We start from the raw sequence: 22090 nt of genomic DNA on the forward strand, positions 1-22090 counted from the left end.
GGAAATGCGATGTTTTTTTGATGTGGAACACCTCTACAACAAGCAGGAGGATAATTTTGGTAAGGTTCCATCCCCCAAAAACGGCATATTCAGCGATATTCCGTGATTTTCCTCCATTTTTGCGATTTAAAGATAGGTGCTTCTAAATGTTAGCGTTTACACTCACTATCTGGCTCATATGCCCACTAATTAGGAAATCCCCCTTGAAACTGCCTCTCTACATGTTAGTATAGATGCGTTGTTAAAAACGGACGGATAAGTCAGGAGAGATAAGATGCTAAACGAAAAAATGATTGGGTTTATCGGAGCAGGATCAATGGCAGAAGCTATGGTTTCAGGCATAGTTGCAAGTGACATTGTTCCTGCAGAAAATGTGATTGTAAGTAATCGATCAAATGAAAACAGATTAAATGAACTACAAGATAAATATGGTGTACTCGGTGTCGCTAAGGACAATCTGCCTTTTGAAGACTTGGATATTATTGTTCTTGCGATGAAGCCGAAAGATATCGACCAGGCACTTTCATTTTTAAAGGAAAAAATAAAGCCTCATCAGCTGCTTCTTTCCGTATTAGCTGGAATATCCACTAATTATATGGAAGAAGGACTACTTGGCAATCAGCCGGTTATCCGAGTGATGCCTAATACGTCCAGTATGATTGGGGAATCTGCTACTGCCATTTCCACAGGTTCGCACGTAGGAATGGACCATGTGATGGATGCTCAGGCAATTTTAAGCACTATTGGGAAAGTGTATACCATCCAAGAAGAGCAGATGGACGTCTTTACAGGTGTTGCAGGAAGCGGTCCTGCCTACTTCTATTATTTAATGGAACATATGGAGAAGACGGCCAATGAGGCTGGATTGGATGAAACTGTAACGAGAGATGTAATTGCACAGACCATTTTGGGAGCGGCAAAAATGCTTTTAACAAATCATGAAGAACCCGAAAGCTTACGAAAGAAAGTAACATCTCCTAATGGCACGACCGCAGCAGGTCTTGAAGCATTAAGAGAAAATGGAGGCGGCAAGGCTATTTCCGCTGCAATCAAAGGTGCTGCACAACGCTCGAAGGAAATGAGTACGGAAAATGAAAAAGTATTGGTGTTAAGCTGAATACGCAACAAAGACTGTAACAGGAGTGATTCAATGAATCCCGCAACAGATACAAAACGGGTGGTAATTAAAATAGGAAGCAGTTCACTGACTAGCTCTCATGGTGAAATCAGTAGAAGAAAACTGGAAAGATTGGTAGATGAAGTCGCACAGTTAAAGGACCTTGGATATGAGGTGCTTCTAGTTTCATCCGGTGCGGTGGCGGCTGGCTATCGTAAACTTGGTTGCTTGAATAGACCAACCTCCCTGCCGGAAAAACAAGCGGCTGCTTCGATAGGACAAGGGCTACTAATGGAGGCATACTCTGAACTACTTTTATCAAACGGGTACGTTGCCTCTCAAATTTTGATAACAAGAGAAGATTTTTCGGATGAAAATCGCTACAATAACGCGCGTAACACTGCAAATGTCCTTTTAGAGCGTGGTATTGTACCGATCGTCAATGAAAATGATACCGTAACGGTAAATAGATTGAAATTCGGAGATAACGATACACTCTCTGCCAAGGTGGCTGGTCTTGTGGATGCGGATATGCTACTTATCATGTCTGATATTGATGGCTTGTATGATGCAGATCCACGTAAAGATCCGGACGCCACACTGCTCAGAAAAGTGGAGGAAATCACTCCAGCAATTGAAGCAGCTGCAGGTGATTCGGGAAGTGCGGTTGGTACCGGCGGGATGAAATCCAAAATAGATGCGGTCAAGATAGCCATGGCATCAGGCATTCCCGCATTTCTAGGGAAGGCAGGTGTACCGAATATCCTGCTTCAGGCAGTCGAAAAACAAGCTGTTGGTACGTATTTTGAAACCAATGACACTACCATAAACTTGAATCATAAAAAGCAATGGATTGCATTCAATTCCGGTCCGGAAGGTGAAGTGATGTTGGCGGAGAATGCGGACATATCCATGCTTGGGAAGAAACGACTTCTGCCTTCAAGTATCAGCAAAGTGAAGGGCTATTTCCAGGAAGGATCTGTTGTGAGAATTCTGGATTTTGAAGGAAACCGTATTGGTTTGGGAGTTGTCAATTACTCATCCGAACAATTAAGAGAGTATGACCAGAGTGAAAACAACTATACAGAAGAAGTGGTAAAACATGATGATTTAGTATGTCATCTGGAAGATTCAATCCCTGTAGGAATATAAGATAGTCAAAAAAATAGGAGGAATTGGATGTCTTTAGTTATGGACATAAACGTAGAAGCACAAGCGAAGGAAGCGAAGAGAGCGGCTAAGGTGGTCAGCTTGCTGACAACCGAACAGAAGAATGCAGTATTGAAAGAAATAGCGAATACACTTGAAGGTAATGTGGAATATATTCTTAAAGCAAATGAACAGGATTTGGCCAAGGGCCGTGAAAAAGGTTATACGGAAGCATATATGGACCGCCTGGCACTATCTCCTGAGAGAATCGCTGATTTTGCAAATGGATTAAGGGAAGTTGCAGAACTGGAGGATCCTGTTGGAGATATTCTTTCTCACTGGACGCTCGATAATGGATTACAGGTGGAAAAAGTGAGAGTGCCGCTTGGCGTAATCGGCATGATCTATGAAGCGCGTCCAAATGTGACAGTCGATGCTACGGGATTGGCATTAAAATCAGGGAACGCCATCGTCCTGAAAGGCGGTTCTTCTGCCATCCATTCCAATCAGGCGATTGTAGACATCATGCACAAGGCATTGGAGACAACCTTGATACCGAAAGAGGCAGTTCAATTCATCTCCAGTACGGACAGGAAGGCAACAGAGCAGTTGTTCACTATGAAGGAGCATATAGATGTATTGATTCCACGAGGTGGAGCGTCCCTCATTAAAGCAGTGGTGGAACATGCAACGGTACCTGTTTTGGAGACAGGTGTGGGCAATTGTCATCTTTATGTAGATAAAGCGGCAGACTTGGAAAAAGCTAAGTCCATAATAGTAAATGCCAAAACCGACAGACCTGCCGTATGTAATGCAGCGGAAACATTAATTGTGCATGAAAATTGGTTTGATAAGAATAAAAAGGCACTCATTGATCTATTTAAGGACCATAACATTCAGGTACATGGGGATGAAGTAGTCGTACAAGAAATCCCTGGAGCTATTCCAGCTGGTGAGGAAGACTGGACTAACGAGTACCTCAGCTTGGATATTGCAGTGAAAATCGTTAAATCAATCGATGAAGCCATCGACCATATTGATGACTATGGAACCAAGCACTCTGAAGCAATCATCACAGAGGATATGGAAGCTGCCAGCAGATTTATGAAGCTGGTGGATGCTGCAGCGGTCTATCATAATGCTTCAACCAGGTTTACCGATGGAGGGGCATTGGGCTTTGGTGCAGAGATCGGCATCTCGACCCAAAAGCTTCACGCACGTGGACCGATGGGCTTGCCTGCATTGACTACTATTAAATATCAAATGACAGGCGATGGACAAATCAGATAAATGCAGAATATATTACAGCCGTATCTCTTTTAAGGGATACGGTTTTTTTCGGTTTTTGAAGGAATTTCATGTCTTATTGTGGAAGAATCATTCAAATGGTAGTAATATGGTAGTATCAAAATAACAACTTATCTACTATACATAGATTTATAGTGTGAATTTGTTACAAAGGATAGTGAAGTACAATCAAAACAAATATTTTTCTTGAAAGTATCATACAATTATCGATTTTTTTTCTATCTCTTACTGTGCTTACACTGTTGAGAAGAATCTTAGGGAAATACTACAAATTTCTTCATCTTTTCATTTTAGTCATTTTTTCATTGTTTTTTCTATTTGGTGTGACCTCCTACTCTGATCGCTTCTTTTGGATGATTTTTGGAGTCATTCTATTTGGGGTCATCCAAATTGTTCAGGCGATACCGGAGAATCAGAGGAATCGCAGTTATAGGACGGAAGGGGAATAAGTGGTCAGTGGTTCACTCTTGAGCGGAAAGACGCCTGAAAAAATCCAGGTGTCTTTTTTGTGTTTTCAACCATTAGAGGGATTTAATGGAAAGTGTCGAATTTAGTAGCATAAACTAAAAGGGGATAGATAGATGGAAAATAAAGTCGGGGGGATTTTGAGGATTATTGGTTTTGGAATTATCATTATCGGTTTCATCTGGGCATGGCAGGTTATATCTGAAACAGAAAGTTTTGGGCTTGGGGTCCCTTTATTTTTTGAAATGTTCGTAACCGGTATGGTTTTTATTGGATTTGCAGAAGTGATCAATCTTTTACATTCAATCAATAATAAAATAAAACCACTAGATAATGATGATATGGTTTATGTTGAGAAGAAAAGCCTTCCTGAAAATAAAAATCACTTTGAAGCTACCGGTTCAGCTGAAGCTGAGATAAGAGAATTTTATGCAAAACGTAACAGGAATGTTCAAGAGGTAAAGCCTACTCCGTTCCAAGACTTTTATATTGTTAATGTCGATGGAATTATTGTTCTTGTTGAACTTGGAGGATTCAGTCCTGAAGTTTATGCCAGTAATAATTGGCCAGCGGAAATCAAGGAATGGTATGAAGAGACCCACATAAATTAATAAAATGTCATGAAGGTGTCCCTGACTATATGAGACACCTTCGTTTGTATCATTCTACTCTCCACCTTTTATTCGGCTTTGGAATCCCGCTTTTTAAGGTATCTCCGTACTCCCCAATAGACAAGAATAGAAGCAGTAGCCAATAATAGCAGAATCGGTGAGTACCCTATAAGAAAAACAGCAAGGCCGGAGAAGAATGCCGTAATGGAGTTTAGGGAAGCGGCAAATGTTTTCTTTATCTTTTCGCCTGTCTTAAGATCCTCGTTGCCTTTCACATCAGGAATCGGGATAGAAACATCCATGAAGTTCATTTCCACTTCAGCAAATTCTGTTTTATTATCCAAGTATTTCATCCTGCCCATAACCTGTTCGATTTCTTCCTGTACGACAGATAAGTCACTTGAGATTTTGAGGAGGTCCTCTGTTTTCTCCGCTTTGCTCAAAAGGTCCAGCAGGCGTTCCTCCACCACTCTTTTCGCCTTCAATCTGGAGGTTAGATCCACATACTCTTCTGTGACGTCCTGACCGACCACTCTTTTTTCTATCACTTTACCAGAGTATTCTTCCAAGCCATCCAAAAAGGCTGTTAGGGAATCTGTTGGAATTCGAAGTGTAATGGAGCCGTAGTCCTGCTCATTGTTGGACGTGAAATTTACTTCCACAACATACCCCTTAAGTTCCTGAACGTTTTTTTCAACCTCATCAATCGATTCTCCGATGTCATCCACTTCTAGGGACACAGACGCATTGTACATCACCTTGCGTTCGTTGTTCACTCCCCCAGGTGCCATCTCTCCATCTTCTTCAACTCCAGCACTGTCATCCGTATCAGCCCCGATGCCACCTTCATAGGATTTCTCCCCGGAGGAGTCCATGGCATTGGATGATTCGCTAGAGTCATTGGAAGCACTGCATCCTGTCAATAAAAGTAATATAAAAGCTAAACCAATAAGTATTTTCTTTCCCATAAAATCACCCCTTTTAAAAAGTAGACGTGACTTATGTGATAAAGTTCCATAATATTTGGCAATTGGTTAAATATATTAGGCTACACAAAAAAAGAGAATCCTGAATAGAATTCTCGTGTAATTAATTGGATATATGGTTGGCGGGACTGCGTGGGAATCGAACCCACCTGGGACGGCACGCGCCCCACAAGCGGTTTTGAAGACCGAGACAAGCACCAGCATTGCAATCAGCCCCATTATTTAGACATATTTCATTTTACTTTTTCAACAAGGGATTTGCAATAATAATAGCGAAATAATCTAACAAGGAGGGAGCGATTGATATGAAACAGGAAAGCAAGATAATAGAAACCGGTTTTCCGAAAGGTATTGGAAAACCGGCAACAAGGGCGCTGGTAGCAGCAGGATACACGGAACTTGAAGATTTGACAGCAATTCAGGAGAAAGAGCTGTTGAAGCTGCATGGGGTTGGCCCGAAAGCGATTGGTATACTTCGAGTGGCTTTGGAGGAGAGAGGGCTTTCTTTTAAAAGTTGACGAAAAAATTAGAAAAATTAAATTATCCCATTTCAATCATTCCCAAACTCTTTTATAATAGGGGTATGTTTTTCGTAATGCGAAATATATTTTTGATTGATGGGGAGAGATATTATGACAAAAGTTATGAACAAGACCTTAACAAGAAGTGAAGTGCCTGTTGAACATACTTGGGACCTTCGAGACCTGTTTGAAACCGAGGAGAAATGGGAGGCTGAGCTGGCTGCCATTCCACAGGATCTTGAATCGGTTACGCAGTACAAAGGAAAAGTGGGAGAGAACGCGAAGACACTTCTGGACAGCCTTCTTGCCAAAGACGCTTTAGCTGAACGGATCACCAGAGTAATGACCTTTGCCAGTCTGCGTCAATCGGAGGATGGAACGAATCCGGTGAACCAGGCTAATTCGGCACGGGTTGCATCGATGTTAGGCGTTGTGCAATCGAATATTTCCTTCCTCTCCTCTGAAATTCTTGAGTTGGATGAAGAGACAGTAGAAGCATACATACAGCAAGAAGCAGGGTTAAAGGATTATAGTAAAACATTGCATGACCTGATGGCGACAAAACCGCATCGACTATCCCCGGAAGCGGAAGAGGTTTTGGCAGCCTTTGGGGAAGTGCACAATGCTCCTTATATGATCTACCTACGAAGCAAAACGTCGGATATGAAGTTCTCATCCTTCACAACGGATGATGGAACCGAACATCCATTGACTTTTAACTCTTATCCTTTTTATGAGGAATCACCGGATACCGAGATTCGTAGAAAAGCGTATGCCTCCTATACGAAAACATTGAATCAATATAAGAATACTTACGCAGCCACCTATGCGACAGAAGTGAAAAAGCAGGTCATTGAATCTCGTCTGCGAAAATATGAATCTGTAACAGACATGCTCCTGCATGATCAGGATGTATCAAAGGAGATGTACCATAACCAGCTTGATACGATTCAAACTGAATTGGCTCCACATATGCAGAGATTTGCAAGGCTCAAGAAGCGCCTGCTCGGATTGGACAAGATAACCTATTGTGACCTGAAAGCACCTCTTGACCCGGAATATAACCCGGAGATCACCTATGAGGAGTCCTCCAAGCTTATCTTGGAATCATTGGGGATCATGGGAGAAGAATATATGGAAATTATGGAAAGGGCGCTCTCGGACCGCTGGGTTGATTTGGCGGACAATGAGGGGAAAGCATCTGGTGCATTCTGTTCCAGCCCTTATGGCGTACACCCTTATATCCTGATTACATGGAACGATTCAATGAGAAATGCCTTTACTCTGACACATGAGCTTGGACATGCCGGGCACTTCAGTTTGGCTGGACGCTATCAGACAATGACGAATACCCGTCCGTCCAGATATTTTGTCGAGGCACCTTCCACCATGAATGAAATGCTATTAAGCCAGCATATCCTGGCCAAATCGAGCGATGAGCGCATGAGACGCTGGGTGATCTTGCAATCACTGGGAACGTACTATCATAATTTTGTCACGCATATCCTGGAGGGGGAACTTCAACGCAGAGTCTATGAATTGGCAGATAAGGGGACGCCAATCACGGCAAAACTACTATGCGAACAAAAAACAGAACTTCTGGCCAAGTTCTGGGGAGACTCGGTTGAACTTGATGAAGGAGCAGGCTTGACCTGGATGCGTCAGCCTCACTACTATATGGGTCTGTATCCTTATACGTATTCAGCCGGACTTACTGCTTCTACTGCTGCTGCACAGAGCATCCAGGAAGAAGGACAGCCTGCGGTGGATCGCTGGTTAGAAGCGTTGAAAGCCGGAGGTACCTTGAAACCGTTGGACATGATGAAACTAGCTGGTGTAGATATGTCCACCCCGGCACCGATCCAAAAGGCTGTCGCCTATGTTGGGCATCTAGTTGACGAACTAGAAAAAAGCTTCTGAAATTTTAATGAATTTCATTGACGATTATGGTTTTCTTGTATAAACTGTCTTAAGGATTCAGAATGAAGAGGGGGAAGAGTAATGGTGAGACGTTCTAACCAAGTGGATGGAGGCGTTATTCTTCTCTTTGATATTTAGAAGGACTAAAGGTGTTTTTGCCTTTAGTCCTTTTTATTTGGAAAAAGGGGTGTGTGCATGTATAAGAGAGTCATGATTAAATTAAGTGGAGGAGCACTCGCTGATCAAAGTGGAAACAGCTTTTGTCCAGAACGATTGGAGCATATCGCAAACGAGATACTTTCCATTGTGGAAAACGGGATAGAGGTGTCCATTGTCATCGGTGGAGGCAATATTTTTCGGGGAAGCATGGCGGATGCATGGGGCATCGACCGGGTAGAGGCGGATAATATCGGAACGCTTGGCACGATCATCAACAGTTTGATGCTGAGAGGGGTTCTAAAGAGTAAAACGGAAAAGGATGTCCGGGTCATGACATCCATAGCAGTTACTTCTGTAGCAGAACCGTATATCCGGCTTAGGGCGATGCATCATTTGGAAAAGGGCCATATTGTCATCTTTGGCGGAGGAAACGGGCAGCCTTTTGTAACAACCGACTATCCAAGTGTGCAGCGGGCGATTGAAATCAACTGTGATGCGATATTTGTTGCCAAACAGGGTGTAGATGGAGTATTTACAAGTGACCCTAAAACAACAAAGGACGCAAAAATGTATCGGGTATTGCATTATAATGATGTAATTAAAAATAATATCAAGGTGATGGACCAATCTGCACTGCTGCTGGCACGGGATTATAAGCTGCCTGTGCACATCTTCAACTTTGATGAAAGAGGGGCAATGGTCAGGATATGTATGGGTGAATCTATCGGGACGATAGTCAACAATGAGGAAACTGTCAAAAATCAGTATTGAAAAAAGTTTGCTTACAAAAAGCTGTCGCTACATTCTTCTTGTTAGTTTCCTAAGTAGAGATTAATATGGAAATGAGCAATTTTTCATCTACTATTCTGTAAAAACATGAAACCTTTTGAAAACTTGCTCGTAAATTTACCGTATTATTCAAAAAACTAATTTGAATTGGTGTAGGGGGTATTGGGATGTCCTTTTTTAACAAGGCATTGGCGAGTATTGGGATTGGTGCAGCAACGGTAGATACCAAATTGGTGAACGACCGTTTGATTCCAGGTGAAGAAGTAAGAGGTATCGTAAAAATCAAAGGCGGTTCAACCGAGCAGCAGATTGATACCATCTATTTATCTCTTGTCACAACTTATATAAAAGAATCCAATGACACGAAGGTACAAAAACAAGCAACTATCGAATCTATTAAACTTGTGGATCCTTTTACAATTGGTCCGAACGAAAAGAAGGAGTTTCCTTTTCAATTTGTCCTGCCTTATGAAACTCCCGTCACGATGGGAAATACAAAGGTCTGGATCCAAACAGGGCTCGATATTAAAAATGCCGTTGATCCCTCAGACAGAGATTTTATCGACGTGATGCCCTCCACTATCATTTCTGCAGTTCTTAAGGCTGCCGCCGATATCGGATTCCGCCTTAGAAAAGTGGAATGTGAAGCGGCACCTTATCGCTTGAAAACACGTCAACCCTTTGTCCAGGAATTCGAACTTGTTCCAACGTCCGGTGCGTACCGTGGCAGATTGGATGAAATAGAATTTATGTTCCTTAATCAGACAGATAACCAAGTGGACGTTTGGATGCAGGTGGACCGTAAAGCAAGAGGATTGGGAAGTTTCCTTTCTGAAGCGTTGGAAATGGACGAATCACATGTGAACTTCACGGTAACGAAACAGGACCTGCCAAATATAGAACAGAAGCTGATGAGCATTATTCAAAAATATAGCTGATCAATCAAAAAACAGATGTGGAGCAATCCGCATCTGTTTTTCTGTATTTTAGGAGCTGCATCGCGATTATTTTCGTTTCTCCTATAAATTGATATAATGAACCTACTAAGACACGATGCTGGAGGAAGAGATTGGATTTATTTTGTACGAAACACAAAAAGAGATTGGCAGAGCGCTATGACGAGAAAAGCACTTTCATAGAAGCATACTGTGTCGACTGTGAAATGGAGCAGAGATACCAATCCCTACTGGAACTTTCCATGGATGAGCGCAAACAGGCAGTAAGGAAATTTTCCTATAGAAGCGGCATCATCATTGCCGTAGGATTTGTGGCAATTATTGTCCTGCCATTACCTATACCAATAAAAATTATCGCATTTTTCATTTTCAGCGTATTTATATTTAAGTTCCTGATCGAGCCTCTATATTTTGAACCTTCCACCAAGAAACCTATTTGGGAAGATGTACGGGCGAAAGCCTTAAATCAGAGCAGCATTCAGGCAAATAAAGTGGATAATGTGAAACGGCAATGGAAAAAGGGCTTTTTGCAGGAACGTAAAAATAAGAAGTGGACAGAGGAAGAGTGGCAGCAGTATCTGCGGCAGTTTTATAAAAAAAATTAAGGCAGGGACGTCCACCTATACAAGCTAAAACATGCTGTCATACCTTAAATTAAAAGGGGTGACATAAATGGCGTGTTTTATCAAGAAGGTAATTATCGAGAATGTGAGTGGCGGAATCGTGAATTTCGGGAATATTTTTAAGGTTTGCCCAATGGCTGAAGAGACAGGTGTGACAGGTTCCGGCAGCGGGAACGTTGGGAATAACATCAAAACATTCACGAAGATCAGTGTTGTGAAAGTATGCGGGAAAAAGAACGTTAAGTTTATTGATGAAATAGGTGAGGATACTGACTAAACACTTTACGATCGGGATGGCCGGTCATATCGATCACGGAAAAACCACGTTAACTAAAGCTTTAACCGGAGTGGACACAGATCGTTTAAAAGAGGAAAAGGAGAGGAAAATCTCCATCGAACCCGGGTTTGCACCATTGCTTTTAAGTGATGGATCCATCGTGTCTGTGGTCGATGTACCTGGCCATGAGCGATTTATCAGGCAAATGATTGCAGGGGTTTCCGGCATTGATCTTGTCATTCTTGTCATCGCTGCAGATGAAGGGGTCATGCCTCAAACAAAGGAACATCTGGAAATCCTGAAATTTCTCCAGGTGAAAAAGGGCATGGTGGCATTCACTAAAATAGACAAAGTAGATAAGGAGTTCCTTGATCTTGCGACAGAGGAAATTATGGAGGAGCTTACTGGAACTATTTTTGAAGGTGCCCCAGTTGTATATGTGGACAGCTTGAAAAAGGAAGGGATTCCCGAGTTGAAGCAAATACTCCAAAAGGAGTTGGAAGTTTTACAGGAAAAGCATATTACAGGCAATTTCCGGCTACCGATCGACCAGGTTTTTACATTGAAGGGACAAGGTACGATTGTCAGGGGTACGATAACAGAAGGTAAGATTAACAACGGGGATACCGTTGAAGTATTGCCGAGAAGGCAAGTCGCAAAAGTAAGGCAGCTTCAAGTACATAACAAGCAGGTGGAACAAGCCGTTGCCGGTCAGCGGGTTGCAGTAAATCTCTCCGGATTAAGCAAGGATAGCATAGAGCGCGGGGATGTGCTCGCTCACGAAAATACATTTGATACAACCGATACCGTTGATGTATCCCTCCATATGGTGGAAAATCTTCAATATCCAATAAAACAGAGGAGTCTTGTAAAAGTTCATACAGGTACTGCGGAAGTCCTGGGTAAGATCGTCTTTTTTGATCGAAATGAATATGACGGCCACTTAGAAGAAGAGGTGCTATGCCAGCTTCGTCTAGACGAGCCCATTACGTGCAGCAGGGGAGATAAAATTATCCTCAGGAGACCAACTCCAGTAGAGACCGTAGGGGGAGGATGGATCATTCAATCAAAGGGATCTGTCTATAAATTTGGTCAAACAACCGTTGATACTCTAAGAAGAATCAAACAGGGTACACCTGAAGAAAGGGTAAGAGAGGCTTTTTCTAGAAGTGACCTGCTTTCAATCGAGAATCTGAAAAGGGAAGCGGGATTAGAGAATAGCGTTCTCATGCAGCTTGAGGCGCAAGGGCTTGTTGTGAATGTCACTAGTGGACTATATGCCTTTGAGCCGATGTTAAAGGAAAAAAAGCGTCAGTTGGCTGGTCGTATTCGTGAATATCACGTTATGCACCCCTTAAGGCTTGGAATTCCAAAGGCTGAAGTCTTTTCTGAATTCAGTTTAATCATTTCAATGGAGCTACTTGAGTTTCTTCTGGGAAAAATGGAAGAGGCTAAATGTGTACGAAAGAAGGATAATCTATTGTATTTGGAAGGGTTCGTGCCAAGCTACCCAAAGCAGTGGCAGAAAAGAATGGAACAGGTAGAGCGGGAGCTTGCGTCGTCTAAGATAACTCCACAGCCGTTCATCCAGTACTGTGAAAAAGCTGGTCTGCCTGAAAAAGAAACCCATGACTTGAAATATTTCCTTCTTAGACAAATGAAAGCTTATCCTTTGGATGATGCACATCTGATTAATGGACATGAATTTCATGTGGCTGTTGACTATTTGAAAAGTCAAACAGAGGAAGAGGTTGAATTAAGCGAAATAAAAGAAATGCTGCAGCTTTCCAGAAAATATCTGATTCCTTTCGTTGAGCTGATGGATGCCCTTGGGGTTACAGAGAGAGAAGGAACCAAACGCAGGTGGCTATAACAGAAAAAGAGCAATCCCTTAAATTTAAGAGGGATTGCTCATTTTTAATCAATAAGGATAAGTTTTTCATCAGGCGCTACAACTTCACCGATAATGGCAGCTGTGAGATTCCTTTTTGCAAGCAAATCCAGATATAGTGCCGCCTCATCCTTAGGGAGGCTTACAAGCAGTCCTCCGGAAGTGATTGCATCACACAGGACAAGCTGCTGCTCCTCCGTAATGTTAGAGGCATAACTTACATCGGACTTGAGCCATTCATGGTTAGCCTTGGAACCACCAGGAACAACTCCCTCAGCGGCAAGTTCAAATGTTCCTGGAAGTACGGGAATGCTGTCCAAATATATATGTAGACTAACACCGCTACCTCTGGCCATTTCACTTGCATGTCCCAATAAACCAAATCCTGTAACATCTGTCACGGCATGTGGGGTGAAGTGCTGCAATTCTTCTGCAGCGGTTTTATTGAGTTCACTCATGACCGCTGTCACAAGCTCTATTTGATCAACTGTTGCTTTGCCTCTTTTGATGGCAGTCGTCAGTATACCCACACCGATCGGTTTTGTCAGGACAAGCACATCTCCAGGTTTTGCACCGACATTTTTCCAAATACGTTCAGGATGCACAAAGCCTGTAACAGAGATGCCGAATTTCGGCTCCTGGTCATCGATGGAGTGTCCACCAACAATGACTGCACCCGCCTCTTTCACCTTGTCAAATGCACCCGCTAAAATCTGATTTAGAATGGAAGGACCCAATTTCTTAATCGGGTATCCCACGATATTTAGTGCCGTCTTCGGAACTCCGCCCATTGCGTATACATCACTTAGTGCGTTGGCGGCAGCAATCTGACCGAACTTATATGGATCATCCACCACGGGGGTAAAATAATCGACGGTTTGAATCATAGCAATATCTTCAGTCACTTTATAGACTCCAGCATCGTCTGAAGTGGCGAATCCCACTAACAGATTCGGATCCTCTAAATTGGAGGGCATATCACGCAAAACTTGCGTGAGGTCACTTGGACCAAGTTTGCATCCTCAGCCTGCTTTTGTTGAAAGTGAAGTTAAACGGATCTTTTCGTGTTCACTCATTTGGACCACCTCCTGCTAGTTTAAGTATAGTCAGTAGTGAAAATGATTTCCACTAATTAATTTTCATATTTTTGCGAAAAACGGATGCTTGTATTACAATTAAAGTAAGCGCTGACAAAGATGCCAGCTCTTGTAGTACATCATGCATTAGGAGGAAAATTCATGACAAATTTCAAAGTATCCATCGAATTCTGCATGCAGTGAAACTACGCACCAAAAGCCGCGAGTTTCGCGGAATCACTTTTTACCCATTTCCGTACCAGTATCACTTCCATGGAACTCATTCCAAGTTCAGGAGGAGTTTTTGAAGTGAAGGTGGATGGAGAGACGGTTCATTCCAAAAAAGAAACAGGAGTCTTCCCGAAAGCGGAAGATGTCATTGCAAAATTGGAAAAAGGCTGAGAGGAGGGATATCCCTTCTCTTTTCCGTTTTCTGCTCTTCTATCCCGCACATGCTATAATAGTGGAAAAAATCCTTAAAGTCAGGTGAAATAGATGAAAAATAAAAGTTTCCGGGATATTCCCCCCGTTCATGAACTGCAACGGGATGCGATGTTTATACGGTTAAGGCAAAAATACAATGTTCAAGATGAAGTAATGACGGTTCATATTCGTAAAGCCTTAGAAGGCGTGCGTTCAGATATTATTAACGGAATTGTCGTCAGTGGGGAAATGACTGAAATCATCTGGAAAACGGTTGAAAAGATGCTGAATGAAGCGGACGGCAATCGTTTGAAACGAGTAATAAATGGGACGGGTACTATTTTACATACGAATCTTGGTCGTGCAAGATTAAGCAAGGAAGCGATTAACCGTGTGGCAGAAGTTGCCGCAAACTATTCCAATCTGGAGTATGACATCGAATCAGGGACTCGCGGGTCGAGGCATGACCTGGTGGAAGACTTGATCAAACAGGCTACTGGAGCTGAAGCGGCAATGGTGGTCAATAATAATGCGGCAGCCGTTTACTTTATATTGAAAACCTTTGCCAAAGGAAAAGAGGTAATAGTATCCCGTGGGCAGCTGGTGGAGATCGGTGGATCCTTCCGCATTTCCTCGATCATGGAAGAGAGTGGCGCAAAGCTTGTGGAAGTAGGAACTACCAACAAAACACATGTTAAAGACTATTCTGACGCATTGAATGATGAAACTGCGATGCTTTTGAAAGTTCACACGAGCAATTTCAAGACAATTGGATTCACCAAGATGGTCTCTACCGAGCAGCTTGTTGAGATTGCAGGTACTCTTGATGAGGTTATGGTTTATGAGGATTTAGGAAGCGGGGTACTATATGATTTTGCCAAAGAGGGCATTGGGGAAGAGCCGGTTGTGCATAAGGTTCTTGAAACAGGTGTAGATCTAGTTTCTTTTAGCGGTGATAAGCTGCTTGGCGGTCCGCAGGCAGGAATTATTGCTGGCAAGAAAAAATATATCGATCAACTGAAAAAGCACCAATTGGCCAGAGTCCTGCGGGTGGATAAGATGAGCTTCGCCGCTTTGGAAGCGACTTTTAAAGCGTATCTGAATCACCGCCCCAATGACATCCCTACAGTGAGAGATATGCTACAGTCTCTGGAGGAGGTCAGGGAGAAAGCTATTCAGTTCTGCGACGCCGTTGCCGGGTGGAATAGTTTTCAGGCTGAAATTATTAGTGAGTATTCCATGGTAGGCGGAGGGACGATGCCAGATGTAACGATACCTACCTATGCCGTGAGGTTGAAACATGAATCACTTGCTGCACATTCCTTGGCCGAAAAATTAAGAAAAGGGACTCCAAGCGTGATAGTCCGAACAAGTGGGGACAGTACCCTACTCGATTTCCGAACCATCACCGATGGAGAGCTCCCTGATCTGATTAAAGCAGTGGACAGGCTTACATATCGTGACTAGAATTATGCTTTTGACGGGTATGATTGCGGTTCTTCACCTTATGTGATCCGCTTAAAGGCTCTGGTTGGCCGGAATTTTGGTTACCTTTTGGCTGGTTTCTTACCATGTCTTTATGGTCGTTTTTGTTCATTTTGATCTCCTCCTTTGCTGTTAGTTTTTGATAAATGGCGTTCATTATGCAGATGGAATTTACGTATACTTTTTTGAAATATGGGCAGTCTAGTTAGAGCTATTATTTTCTATCTGGAGGAGTGAACCCGCATGCCATACCATAAAGATAAACAGCAGGCTTTTCAAGCAGCTCAGCAAGGAACAGAACAGGCAAGGGACGTATATGAGGCGATAGTAAGAAATGACCCGAATTATGGCCACGATTTCAAGCGCCTGGAAAATGAAGTGAATGAAGCGATGGAACAGATCAACAATGCTTTGGAAGTGGCTTCTGAAACACAGCGTCCACAATTGATGCAGTTCCAGCAGGATTTGCAGACGATTTTGCAGCAAGGGAATAATCAAGAGTAAGAAGGAAGCTGCTTTGGACTTTGGGGTCCGGGGCAGTTTTTTTATTGCTATGTGGGAGGAAACATGGCTGTGGCGGATGATGGGATTTTTGCCGTGGAATGACAGGTGAAAGGCGCGTCAATGGGGTGATGAAGAGCTTTTTGCTTATGAATAGCAAGTGAAAGACGCTTCATTGGGTTGATGAAGAGCTTTTTCACTAAAATCAAAGGTGAAAAGTCCATCATCGAGTTTATGAAGGCCCTTTCGCCACTCAATCCCAAGCAAAAAGTCCATCATGGAGTTTATGAAGGACCTTTTGCCACCCAAACCCAAGTAAAAAGTCCATCATGGAGTTTATGAAGGACCTTTTGCCACCCAAACCCAAGTAAAAAGTCCATCATGGAGTTTATGAAGGACCTTTTGCCACCCAATCCGAAGCAAAAAGTCCATCATCGGGTTTATGAAGGCCCTTTTGCCACCCAAACCCAAGTAAAAAGTCCATCATGGAGTTTATGAAGGACCTTTTGCACCAAAATCAAAGGTGAAAAGTGCATCATGGAGTTTATGAAGGCCTTTTTGCCACCCAATCCCAAGCAAAAAGTCCATCAATGAGTTTATGAAGGCCCTTTCGCCACCCAATCCCAAGCAAAAAGTCCATCATGGAGTTTATGAAGGCCCTTTTGCCACCCAATCCCAAGCAAAAAGTCCATGATGGAGTTTATGAAGGCCCTTTCGCCACCCAATCCCAAGCAAAAAGTCCATCATACAGCCGATGAAGGCCCTCTCACCATCAAAATCACACTAAAAAGGCCTTCATCCCACCGATGAAGACCGCAACCAATCCATAACTAACCTACTTATCCTATATCCTACTGGTTCTTCTTACGCTTTTTATTATTCTGTTTCTGTGCTTCCGTCAATGGTTCATTGGAGAATTCTTCATTATATCCTGCACCCTTGCCTTGAGCTCCGGCTGCATTCATCCCCTCGATAACGTGGTTCGCCTTTCTTTTTGCCATTATCCATCACCTCCTACATTTATCATTACCAGCAGAAATCCACACATGTATTTGTCGAATATTATGAAAGATAAGTGTAACTTATGTGATTTGATAACTTTATTGATATTTACTTATGAGAAATGTTGTATTAAGATAATATCGTAAGGACTATTCGGTGGGAGAAACAACTCGAAAATTGTCTCAAAGAAAAACAATCGCAAACGCTTTCCGAAGCGATAAGCCTGTTTTTCAATGCCTATTAATTGTTCATAGCGAGGTCCTATTAAACTATGAGTAGCAGGGGGTAATACATATGACGAAGCAAGATGTTTTCAATGCACGTGCATCTTTCGATGTGAACGGCAAAACGTATCATTACTATTCTTTGCAAGCGCTTGAAAAAGCGAATGTTGGTAACGTATCACGCTTACCATATTCCATTAAGGTATTATTAGAATCCGTTCTACGCCAGGTAGACGGACGTGTCATTACAAAAGAACACGTTGAAAACTTAGCAAAATGGGGAACAGACGAGCAAAAGGAAGTGGATGTACCATTCAAGCCTTCTCGTGTAATCCTTCAAGACTTCACAGGGGTACCGGCGGTTGTTGACCTTGCGTCTTTACGTAAAGCAATGGCAGACGTTGGTGGAGATCCTCAGAAAATCAACCCTGAAATTCCGGTTGACCTTGTAATTGACCACTCTGTACAGGTTGACAAAGCAGGAACAGCTGATTCCCTTGATTTCAACATGAAGCTTGAATTCGAACGTAATGCTGAGCGTTATAAATTCCTAAGCTGGGCAAAGAAATCTTTTGACAACTACCGTGCAGTGCCACCAGCAACTGGTATCGTTCATCAAGTTAACCTAGAGTACTTGGCAAACGTGGTTCACGGTGTGGAAGAAAATGGTGAGTTATTAGCTTTCCCTGACACACTTGTTGGTACTGACTCCCATACAACGATGATCAACGGTATCGGTGTTCTTGGATGGGGTGTAGGTGGTATCGAAGCAGAAGCAGGAATGCTTGGGCAGCCTTCATACTTCCCAGTGCCGGAAGTTGTAGGGGTTAAATTAACTGGTTCTTTACCAAATGGAACTACCGCTACTGACTTGGCGTTAAAAGTTACGCAAGTTCTTCGTAAACATGGTGTAGTTGGTAAATTTGTTGAGTTCTTCGGTCCTGGTGTTTCCGAGCTTCCGCTTGCAGATCGTGCAACGATTGCAAACATGGCACCTGAATATGGAGCTACATGCGGTTTCTTCCCAGTTGACGAGGAGTCCTTAGACTACATGCGTTTAACAGGAAGAGACGAAGAGCAAATTAAGCTTGTTGAAGAATACTGCAAAGCAAACGGATTGTTCTTCAGCCCTGATGCTGATCCTATCTACACTGATGTAGTGGAAATCGACTTGGCTGAAATCGAACCAAACCTTTCCGGACCTAAGCGTCCACAAGACCTTGTGCCCCTATCCATGATGCAGGAAACTTTCCGCAATGCGTTGGTAGCACCACAAGGAAACCAAGGCTATGGCATGACTCCTACTGATATCAACAAAGAAGTAGAAGTTACGCTTGCTAATGGTGATAAAACAACAATGAAAACAGGATCGATTGCGATTGCGTCCATCACTTCCTGTACGAATACTTCTAATCCATACGTATTGATTGCAGCAGGTCTTGTTGCGAAAAAAGCGGTGGAATTAGGATTGAAGGTTCCAAGCTTTGTAAAAACTTCCTTGGCGCCTGGTTCGAAAGTAGTAACAGGCTATCTTCATGATTCCGGACTTCAACCTTACCTGAACGATCTTGGCTTTAACATCGTTGGTTATGGCTGTGCTACATGTATCGGTAACTCCGGTCCATTAGCCGATGAAATCGAAGAAGCAGTTGCGGAAAATGATCTTCTTGTCACTTCTGTACTTTCCGGTAACCGTAACTTTGAAGGACGTATCCATCCACTTGTAAAAGGTAACTACCTTGCATCTCCACCACTTGTTGTGGCATATGCACTTGCTGGAAATGTAGATGTTGATCTTCAGAACGACGTACTAGGCAAGGACAAAGACGGTAACGATGTATTCTTCAAAGACATCTGGCCATCCCAAGATGAAGTGAAGGAAGTAGTAAAAGCTACTGTAACTCCTGAATTGTTCCGTAGAGAATATGAAAGAGTATTTGATGACAACGAGCGTTGGAACCAAATTGAGACTTCCGATGAAGCACTATATTCATGGGATAATGATTCCACATACATCCAGAACCCGCCATTCTTTGAAGGGTTGACTCCTGAAGCAGGAACTGTAGAACCACTTTCAGGATTGCGTGTAGTTGGTAAGTTCGCGGATTCCGTAACAACTGACCATATCTCACCAGCTGGTTCCATTGGGAAAGATACGCCTGCAGGTAAATACTTGCAAGCTAACGGTGTTACTCCACGTGAGTTCAACTCCTACGGTTCCCGTCGTGGAAACCATGAAGTAATGATGCGTGGAACGTTTGCGAACATCCGTATCCGTAACCAAGTGGCTCCAGGTACTGAAGGCGGCTGGACGACTTACTGGCCAACTGGCGACGTAATGTCCATCTATGATGCTTGCATGAAGTACAAAGAGGACGGAACTGGCCTAATGGTTATCGCTGGTAAAGACTATGGTATGGGAAGCTCACGTGACTGGGCTGCAAAAGGAACAAACCTGCTTGGAATCAAGACTGTCATTGCGGAAAGCTTCGAAAGAATCCACCGCAGCAACCTTGTTCTTATGGGCGTATTACCTTTACAGTTCAAAGACGGCGAAAATGCTGAGATCCTTGGCTTGACTGGTACAGAAACATTTGAAGTGGCTGTTGATGAGACAGTAAAACCACGTGACTTTGTAAAAGTTACAGCGACTGACGAAGATGGTAACAAGAAAGAGTTTGAAGCACTTGTTCGTTTCGACAGCGAAGTGGAAATCGATTACTACCGTCATGGTGGTATCTTAAGAATGGTATTACGTGACAAGTTAAAAGCGTAATGCTGCAAAAAAGAAGCTGGCCCCTCCAGATGGAGAGGCCAGCTTTTTTTCATCCAATCACATTTGTTATAAAATAGACACATGAAGAATCAAAGGAAAGACATGAATATGATTTAATTAAAGTAAACGAGGTAAATAAGATGGATGCAATTCAATTAGGACCGCTTCTTCTCAAAAAATCAATCCTTGTCCTTCTTTTCTCTTTTCTCCTTGCATATTTATATATGGCCATCATATTTAAAAAACATCCTGAGACATTAAGGATCATGGAGCAACATCTGATGAACGCGGCCTTATGGTGGATTTTAGTGTTTAAATTTAGTATTCTTCTCTTTAGACCGTCTATTATCTGGACCAATCCATTTGGGATTATATTTTTCACCGGAGGGACTAAAGGGATTTATCTGGCGAGCATTGTAGCGTTTTTCCTTTTCTATTGGAAAGCGTATCGCGCAGGTTTACATATGAGACAACTGACAATAACAGTCATCGTAAGTGCCGCTATTGTGTTGGCGAGCTATTATGGAATGATGTACTTCATATAAAGGATGGAGATCTTGTGAAAAAAATAATTGCTATTGCCTTTTTGGTGGCTTTGAGCGGATATGCGATATTCCAGGTCTTTGCTGAAAAAGACCCAGCAGTCGGGGTTAAAGAGGGAGAAATGGCCAGAGATTTCGAATTGACCACACTTGATGGCAAAACTGCCAAGCTTTCGGATTATAAGGGGAAAAAGGTAATCCTTAATTTTTGGGCGACTTGGTGTGGACCATGCCGAGCCGAAATGCCTGAGATGCAGAAGTATTCGGAAGAGAATAAAGATGTGGAAATATTGGCCGTAAACCTGACTACTTCAGAGCCTGGAATTGATAATGTACAGGAGTACGTCGAAGAGGGTGGCTATACCTTCACTATTCTCCTCGATCAGGAAGAAATGTTCCGTTATTACGACGTATTGACCATGCCTACGACATTCTTCATTGATACGGAAGGAATCATCTCCTACCGACATCTTGGACCAATGACTTATGAGTTGATGGAAGAGCAAGTAAAGAAAATGAACTGATGATAAAAAGGAGCAGACCGCAATTTAATGTTCTGCTCCTTTTAATATTTCCATCTGTAGTGACCTGTAATGGGCGATTTAAAGGAAGATAGCTTTACTTCCGCAGCAAATGGGTAGGTATTGTGAATCAAGTAGGGGGTGCCGTCCTTTGCTCTTCTGTCGGAAACTATTCCTACATGATCAAAGTCCCCTCCCAGGAAAACTACAATGTCCCCAGGCTGCCATTGCTTCAGGTTCTCCACATCGCTTCGGTTCAACTCCGTTGTCAACGATTCAGTAAACCTTTGGAAAAAGACGTCCTGATTGGGTACTCTCCGGAAATCAATATTTGGGTCAGGATTTCCGCCAACACGGGGATATAGGTCCATATTTTCCGCTATATCCTTATCCATCAAGTCCTTCAGGTTGATGGATGCTCCCATTAATCCCCGCCAAATAACATCTGTACATACTCCTTCTTCCTCGGGGGGATATCCTCCATCGTAATAAACGCTTTTATAGGAGGTACGCCGATCAACTTCGCCACGAGCTGTCCTAACAACATCAAGCGGATCGGGGGTATCATTGCCATTAACATCTGCTTCTGAAAATTCTGCTGGCACCTCGACCTCATTGCCAAGAGGAAACTCAACATGGAAGCCTATATGATCTAGAATAATCCCGTCTCGGAAGAAGAAAAGAAAAGCTGTAAGACCTATTGCTACTACAGCAAAAATTGAAAAAAGTTTTTTCTTCAACAGCTTCACCCCGGATAAAAAAGTTCTT

General features: G+C 42.8%; 21 protein-coding genes, 1 tRNA gene and 1 pseudogene. 17 read left to right on the forward strand and 6 right to left on the reverse strand.

Going from position 1 to position 22090, the window contains the following annotated elements; genetic code table 11:
• The first annotated feature begins 274 nt into the window (after window positions 1–274).
• The 4 genes from proC to ACQCT5_RS11800 all read left to right on the forward strand — a co-directional run bounded on the left by proC (window position 275) and on the right by ACQCT5_RS11800 (window position 4650).
• The gene (gene proC, locus ACQCT5_RS11785; protein WP_499642061.1) at window positions 275–1117 is read left to right on the forward strand and encodes a pyrroline-5-carboxylate reductase; all 843 of its coding nucleotides are present in this window, start codon (window positions 275–277) and stop codon (window positions 1115–1117) included.
• A 33-nt stretch (window positions 1118–1150) separates the two neighbouring features.
• Window positions 1151–2269 (forward strand): glutamate 5-kinase, encoded by a 1119-nt coding sequence (gene proB, locus ACQCT5_RS11790; RefSeq protein WP_499642063.1) that lies wholly within the window; start codon window positions 1151–1153, stop codon window positions 2267–2269.
• 27 nt (window positions 2270–2296) lie between these two features.
• A complete protein-coding gene (locus tag ACQCT5_RS11795; RefSeq protein ID WP_499642065.1) occupies window positions 2297–3556 on the forward strand; it encodes a glutamate-5-semialdehyde dehydrogenase in 1260 nt (419 codons plus the stop codon).
• A gap of 599 nt (window positions 3557–4155) precedes the next feature.
• Entirely contained in the window at window positions 4156–4650 is a 495-nt protein-coding gene (locus tag ACQCT5_RS11800; RefSeq protein WP_499642067.1) for a hypothetical protein, read from the forward strand.
• Between the two features lie 68 nt (window positions 4651–4718).
• On the opposite strand, the gene ACQCT5_RS11805 is transcribed toward ACQCT5_RS11800, so the two are convergent.
• Both ACQCT5_RS11805 and ACQCT5_RS11810 read right to left on the reverse strand, forming a co-directional pair.
• Entirely contained in the window at window positions 4719–5618 is a 900-nt protein-coding gene (locus tag ACQCT5_RS11805; protein ID WP_499642069.1) for a DUF4349 domain-containing protein, read from the reverse strand.
• A gap of 138 nt (window positions 5619–5756) precedes the next feature.
• A tRNA-Sec gene (locus tag ACQCT5_RS11810) sits at window positions 5757–5853 on the reverse strand.
• A gap of 88 nt (window positions 5854–5941) precedes the next feature.
• Between ACQCT5_RS11810 and ACQCT5_RS11815 the strand changes: the two genes are divergently transcribed.
• The 7 genes from ACQCT5_RS11815 to selB all read left to right on the forward strand — a co-directional run bounded on the left by ACQCT5_RS11815 (window position 5942) and on the right by selB (window position 12754).
• Window positions 5942–6154, forward strand: a complete 213-nt coding sequence (locus tag ACQCT5_RS11815; RefSeq protein WP_499642071.1) for a helix-hairpin-helix domain-containing protein — start codon at window positions 5942–5944, stop codon at window positions 6152–6154.
• A gap of 114 nt (window positions 6155–6268) precedes the next feature.
• A complete protein-coding gene (pepF, locus tag ACQCT5_RS11820) occupies window positions 6269–8077 on the forward strand; it encodes an oligoendopeptidase F (RefSeq protein ID WP_499642073.1) in 1809 nt (602 codons plus the stop codon).
• Window positions 8078–8272: 195 nt separating this feature from the next.
• Complete coding sequence (gene pyrH / locus ACQCT5_RS11825; protein WP_499642075.1) at window positions 8273–9007, forward strand: UMP kinase; 735 nt, start codon at window positions 8273–8275, stop codon at window positions 9005–9007.
• A gap of 185 nt (window positions 9008–9192) precedes the next feature.
• Complete coding sequence (locus tag ACQCT5_RS11830; RefSeq protein ID WP_499642077.1) at window positions 9193–9963, forward strand: sporulation protein; 771 nt, start codon at window positions 9193–9195, stop codon at window positions 9961–9963.
• Between the two features lie 131 nt (window positions 9964–10094).
• Window positions 10095–10586, forward strand: coding sequence for a hypothetical protein (locus ACQCT5_RS11835; RefSeq protein WP_499642079.1), 492 nt, complete (start codon window positions 10095–10097; stop codon window positions 10584–10586).
• Between the two features lie 67 nt (window positions 10587–10653).
• Window positions 10654–10881, forward strand: a complete 228-nt coding sequence (locus tag ACQCT5_RS11840) for a spore germination protein (protein ID WP_499642081.1) — start codon at window positions 10654–10656, stop codon at window positions 10879–10881.
• Window positions 10865–12754 carry a selenocysteine-specific translation elongation factor gene (selB, locus tag ACQCT5_RS11845; RefSeq protein WP_499642083.1) on the forward strand — a complete coding sequence of 630 codons (1890 nt, stop codon included), beginning with the start codon at window positions 10865–10867 and terminating at the stop codon, window positions 12752–12754. The genes ACQCT5_RS11840 and selB overlap by 17 nt, the downstream gene beginning before the upstream one ends.
• Window positions 12755–12798: 44 nt before the next feature.
• Here selB and selD read toward each other — a convergent pair whose 3' ends face one another.
• The gene (selD, locus tag ACQCT5_RS11850; RefSeq protein ID WP_499642085.1) at window positions 12799–13848 is read right to left on the reverse strand and encodes a selenide, water dikinase SelD; all 1050 of its coding nucleotides are present in this window, start codon (window positions 13846–13848) and stop codon (window positions 12799–12801) included.
• Window positions 13849–14064: 216 nt separating this feature from the next.
• Here selD and ACQCT5_RS11855 point away from each other — a divergent pair.
• Together ACQCT5_RS11855 and selA are read left to right on the forward strand one after the other, a co-directional pair.
• Window positions 14065–14250: pseudogene (locus tag ACQCT5_RS11855) on the forward strand (Rdx family protein); the annotation flags it as partial.
• Window positions 14251–14343: 93 nt separating this feature from the next.
• Complete coding sequence (selA, locus tag ACQCT5_RS11860) at window positions 14344–15738, forward strand: L-seryl-tRNA(Sec) selenium transferase (RefSeq protein ID WP_499642087.1); 1395 nt, start codon at window positions 14344–14346, stop codon at window positions 15736–15738.
• On the opposite strand, the gene ACQCT5_RS11865 is transcribed toward selA, so the two are convergent.
• Window positions 15722–15868, reverse strand: coding sequence for a small acid-soluble spore protein P (locus tag ACQCT5_RS11865; RefSeq protein ID WP_499642089.1), 147 nt, complete (start codon window positions 15866–15868; stop codon window positions 15722–15724). The genes selA and ACQCT5_RS11865 overlap by 17 nt on opposite strands.
• 131 nt (window positions 15869–15999) lie before the next feature.
• On the opposite strand from ACQCT5_RS11865, the gene ACQCT5_RS11870 reads away from it, so the two are divergent.
• Window positions 16000–16260 carry a hypothetical protein gene (locus ACQCT5_RS11870; RefSeq protein WP_417900445.1) on the forward strand — a complete coding sequence of 87 codons (261 nt, stop codon included), beginning with the start codon at window positions 16000–16002 and terminating at the stop codon, window positions 16258–16260.
• Window positions 16261–17108: 848 nt separating this feature from the next.
• Here the strand turns inward: ACQCT5_RS11870 and sspO are convergent.
• Complete coding sequence (sspO, locus tag ACQCT5_RS11875; protein ID WP_204413943.1) at window positions 17109–17258, reverse strand: small acid-soluble spore protein SspO; 150 nt, start codon at window positions 17256–17258, stop codon at window positions 17109–17111.
• Between the two features lie 295 nt (window positions 17259–17553).
• Between sspO and acnA the strand changes: the two genes are divergently transcribed.
• The 3 genes from acnA (at window position 17554) to ACQCT5_RS11890 (ending at window position 21325) form a co-directional block, all read left to right on the forward strand.
• The gene (gene acnA, locus ACQCT5_RS11880; protein WP_499642091.1) at window positions 17554–20259 is read left to right on the forward strand and encodes an aconitate hydratase AcnA; all 2706 of its coding nucleotides are present in this window, start codon (window positions 17554–17556) and stop codon (window positions 20257–20259) included.
• Between the two features lie 140 nt (window positions 20260–20399).
• The gene (locus ACQCT5_RS11885) at window positions 20400–20804 is read left to right on the forward strand and encodes a hypothetical protein (RefSeq protein ID WP_499642093.1); all 405 of its coding nucleotides are present in this window, start codon (window positions 20400–20402) and stop codon (window positions 20802–20804) included.
• Window positions 20805–20818: 14 nt separating this feature from the next.
• Window positions 20819–21325, forward strand: a complete 507-nt coding sequence (locus ACQCT5_RS11890; protein ID WP_499642095.1) for a TlpA disulfide reductase family protein — start codon at window positions 20819–20821, stop codon at window positions 21323–21325.
• A gap of 41 nt (window positions 21326–21366) precedes the next feature.
• Here the strand turns inward: ACQCT5_RS11890 and ACQCT5_RS11895 are convergent, their stop codons facing one another.
• Entirely contained in the window at window positions 21367–22062 is a 696-nt protein-coding gene (locus ACQCT5_RS11895; RefSeq protein WP_499642097.1) for a DUF1287 domain-containing protein, read from the reverse strand.
• Window positions 22063–22090: the final 28 nt, after the last annotated feature.

It is taken from the genome of Sutcliffiella halmapala, assembly GCF_050107295.1.
Classification (GTDB): domain Bacteria; phylum Bacillota; class Bacilli; order Bacillales; family Bacillaceae_I; genus Sutcliffiella_A; species Sutcliffiella_A halmapala_A.

Coding starts and splice junctions, on each gene's coding strand:
- proB (WP_499642063.1), top strand. CDS start 1,151: ATGAATCCCGCAACAGATACAAAACGGGTGGTAATTAAAATAGGAAGC.
- ACQCT5_RS11870 (WP_417900445.1), top strand. CDS start 16,000: ATGCCATACCATAAAGATAAACAGCAGGCTTTTCAAGCAGCTCAGCAA.
- ACQCT5_RS11815 (WP_499642071.1), top strand. CDS start 5,942: ATGAAACAGGAAAGCAAGATAATAGAAACCGGTTTTCCGAAAGGTATT.
- selA (WP_499642087.1), top strand. CDS start 14,344: ATGAAAAATAAAAGTTTCCGGGATATTCCCCCCGTTCATGAACTGCAA.
- pepF (WP_499642073.1), top strand. CDS start 6,269: ATGACAAAAGTTATGAACAAGACCTTAACAAGAAGTGAAGTGCCTGTT.
- proC (WP_499642061.1), top strand. CDS start 275: ATGCTAAACGAAAAAATGATTGGGTTTATCGGAGCAGGATCAATGGCA.
- ACQCT5_RS11865 (WP_499642089.1), bottom strand. CDS start 15,868: ATGAACAAAAACGACCATAAAGACATGGTAAGAAACCAGCCAAAAGGT.
- ACQCT5_RS11805 (WP_499642069.1), bottom strand. CDS start 5,618: ATGGGAAAGAAAATACTTATTGGTTTAGCTTTTATATTACTTTTATTG.
- sspO (WP_204413943.1), bottom strand. CDS start 17,258: ATGGCAAAAAGAAAGGCGAACCACGTTATCGAGGGGATGAATGCAGCC.
- ACQCT5_RS11795 (WP_499642065.1), top strand. CDS start 2,297: ATGTCTTTAGTTATGGACATAAACGTAGAAGCACAAGCGAAGGAAGCG.
- acnA (WP_499642091.1), top strand. CDS start 17,554: ATGACGAAGCAAGATGTTTTCAATGCACGTGCATCTTTCGATGTGAAC.
- pyrH (WP_499642075.1), top strand. CDS start 8,273: ATGTATAAGAGAGTCATGATTAAATTAAGTGGAGGAGCACTCGCTGAT.
- ACQCT5_RS11800 (WP_499642067.1), top strand. CDS start 4,156: ATGGAAAATAAAGTCGGGGGGATTTTGAGGATTATTGGTTTTGGAATT.
- ACQCT5_RS11830 (WP_499642077.1), top strand. CDS start 9,193: ATGTCCTTTTTTAACAAGGCATTGGCGAGTATTGGGATTGGTGCAGCA.
- ACQCT5_RS11885 (WP_499642093.1), top strand. CDS start 20,400: ATGGATGCAATTCAATTAGGACCGCTTCTTCTCAAAAAATCAATCCTT.
- ACQCT5_RS11840 (WP_499642081.1), top strand. CDS start 10,654: ATGGCGTGTTTTATCAAGAAGGTAATTATCGAGAATGTGAGTGGCGGA.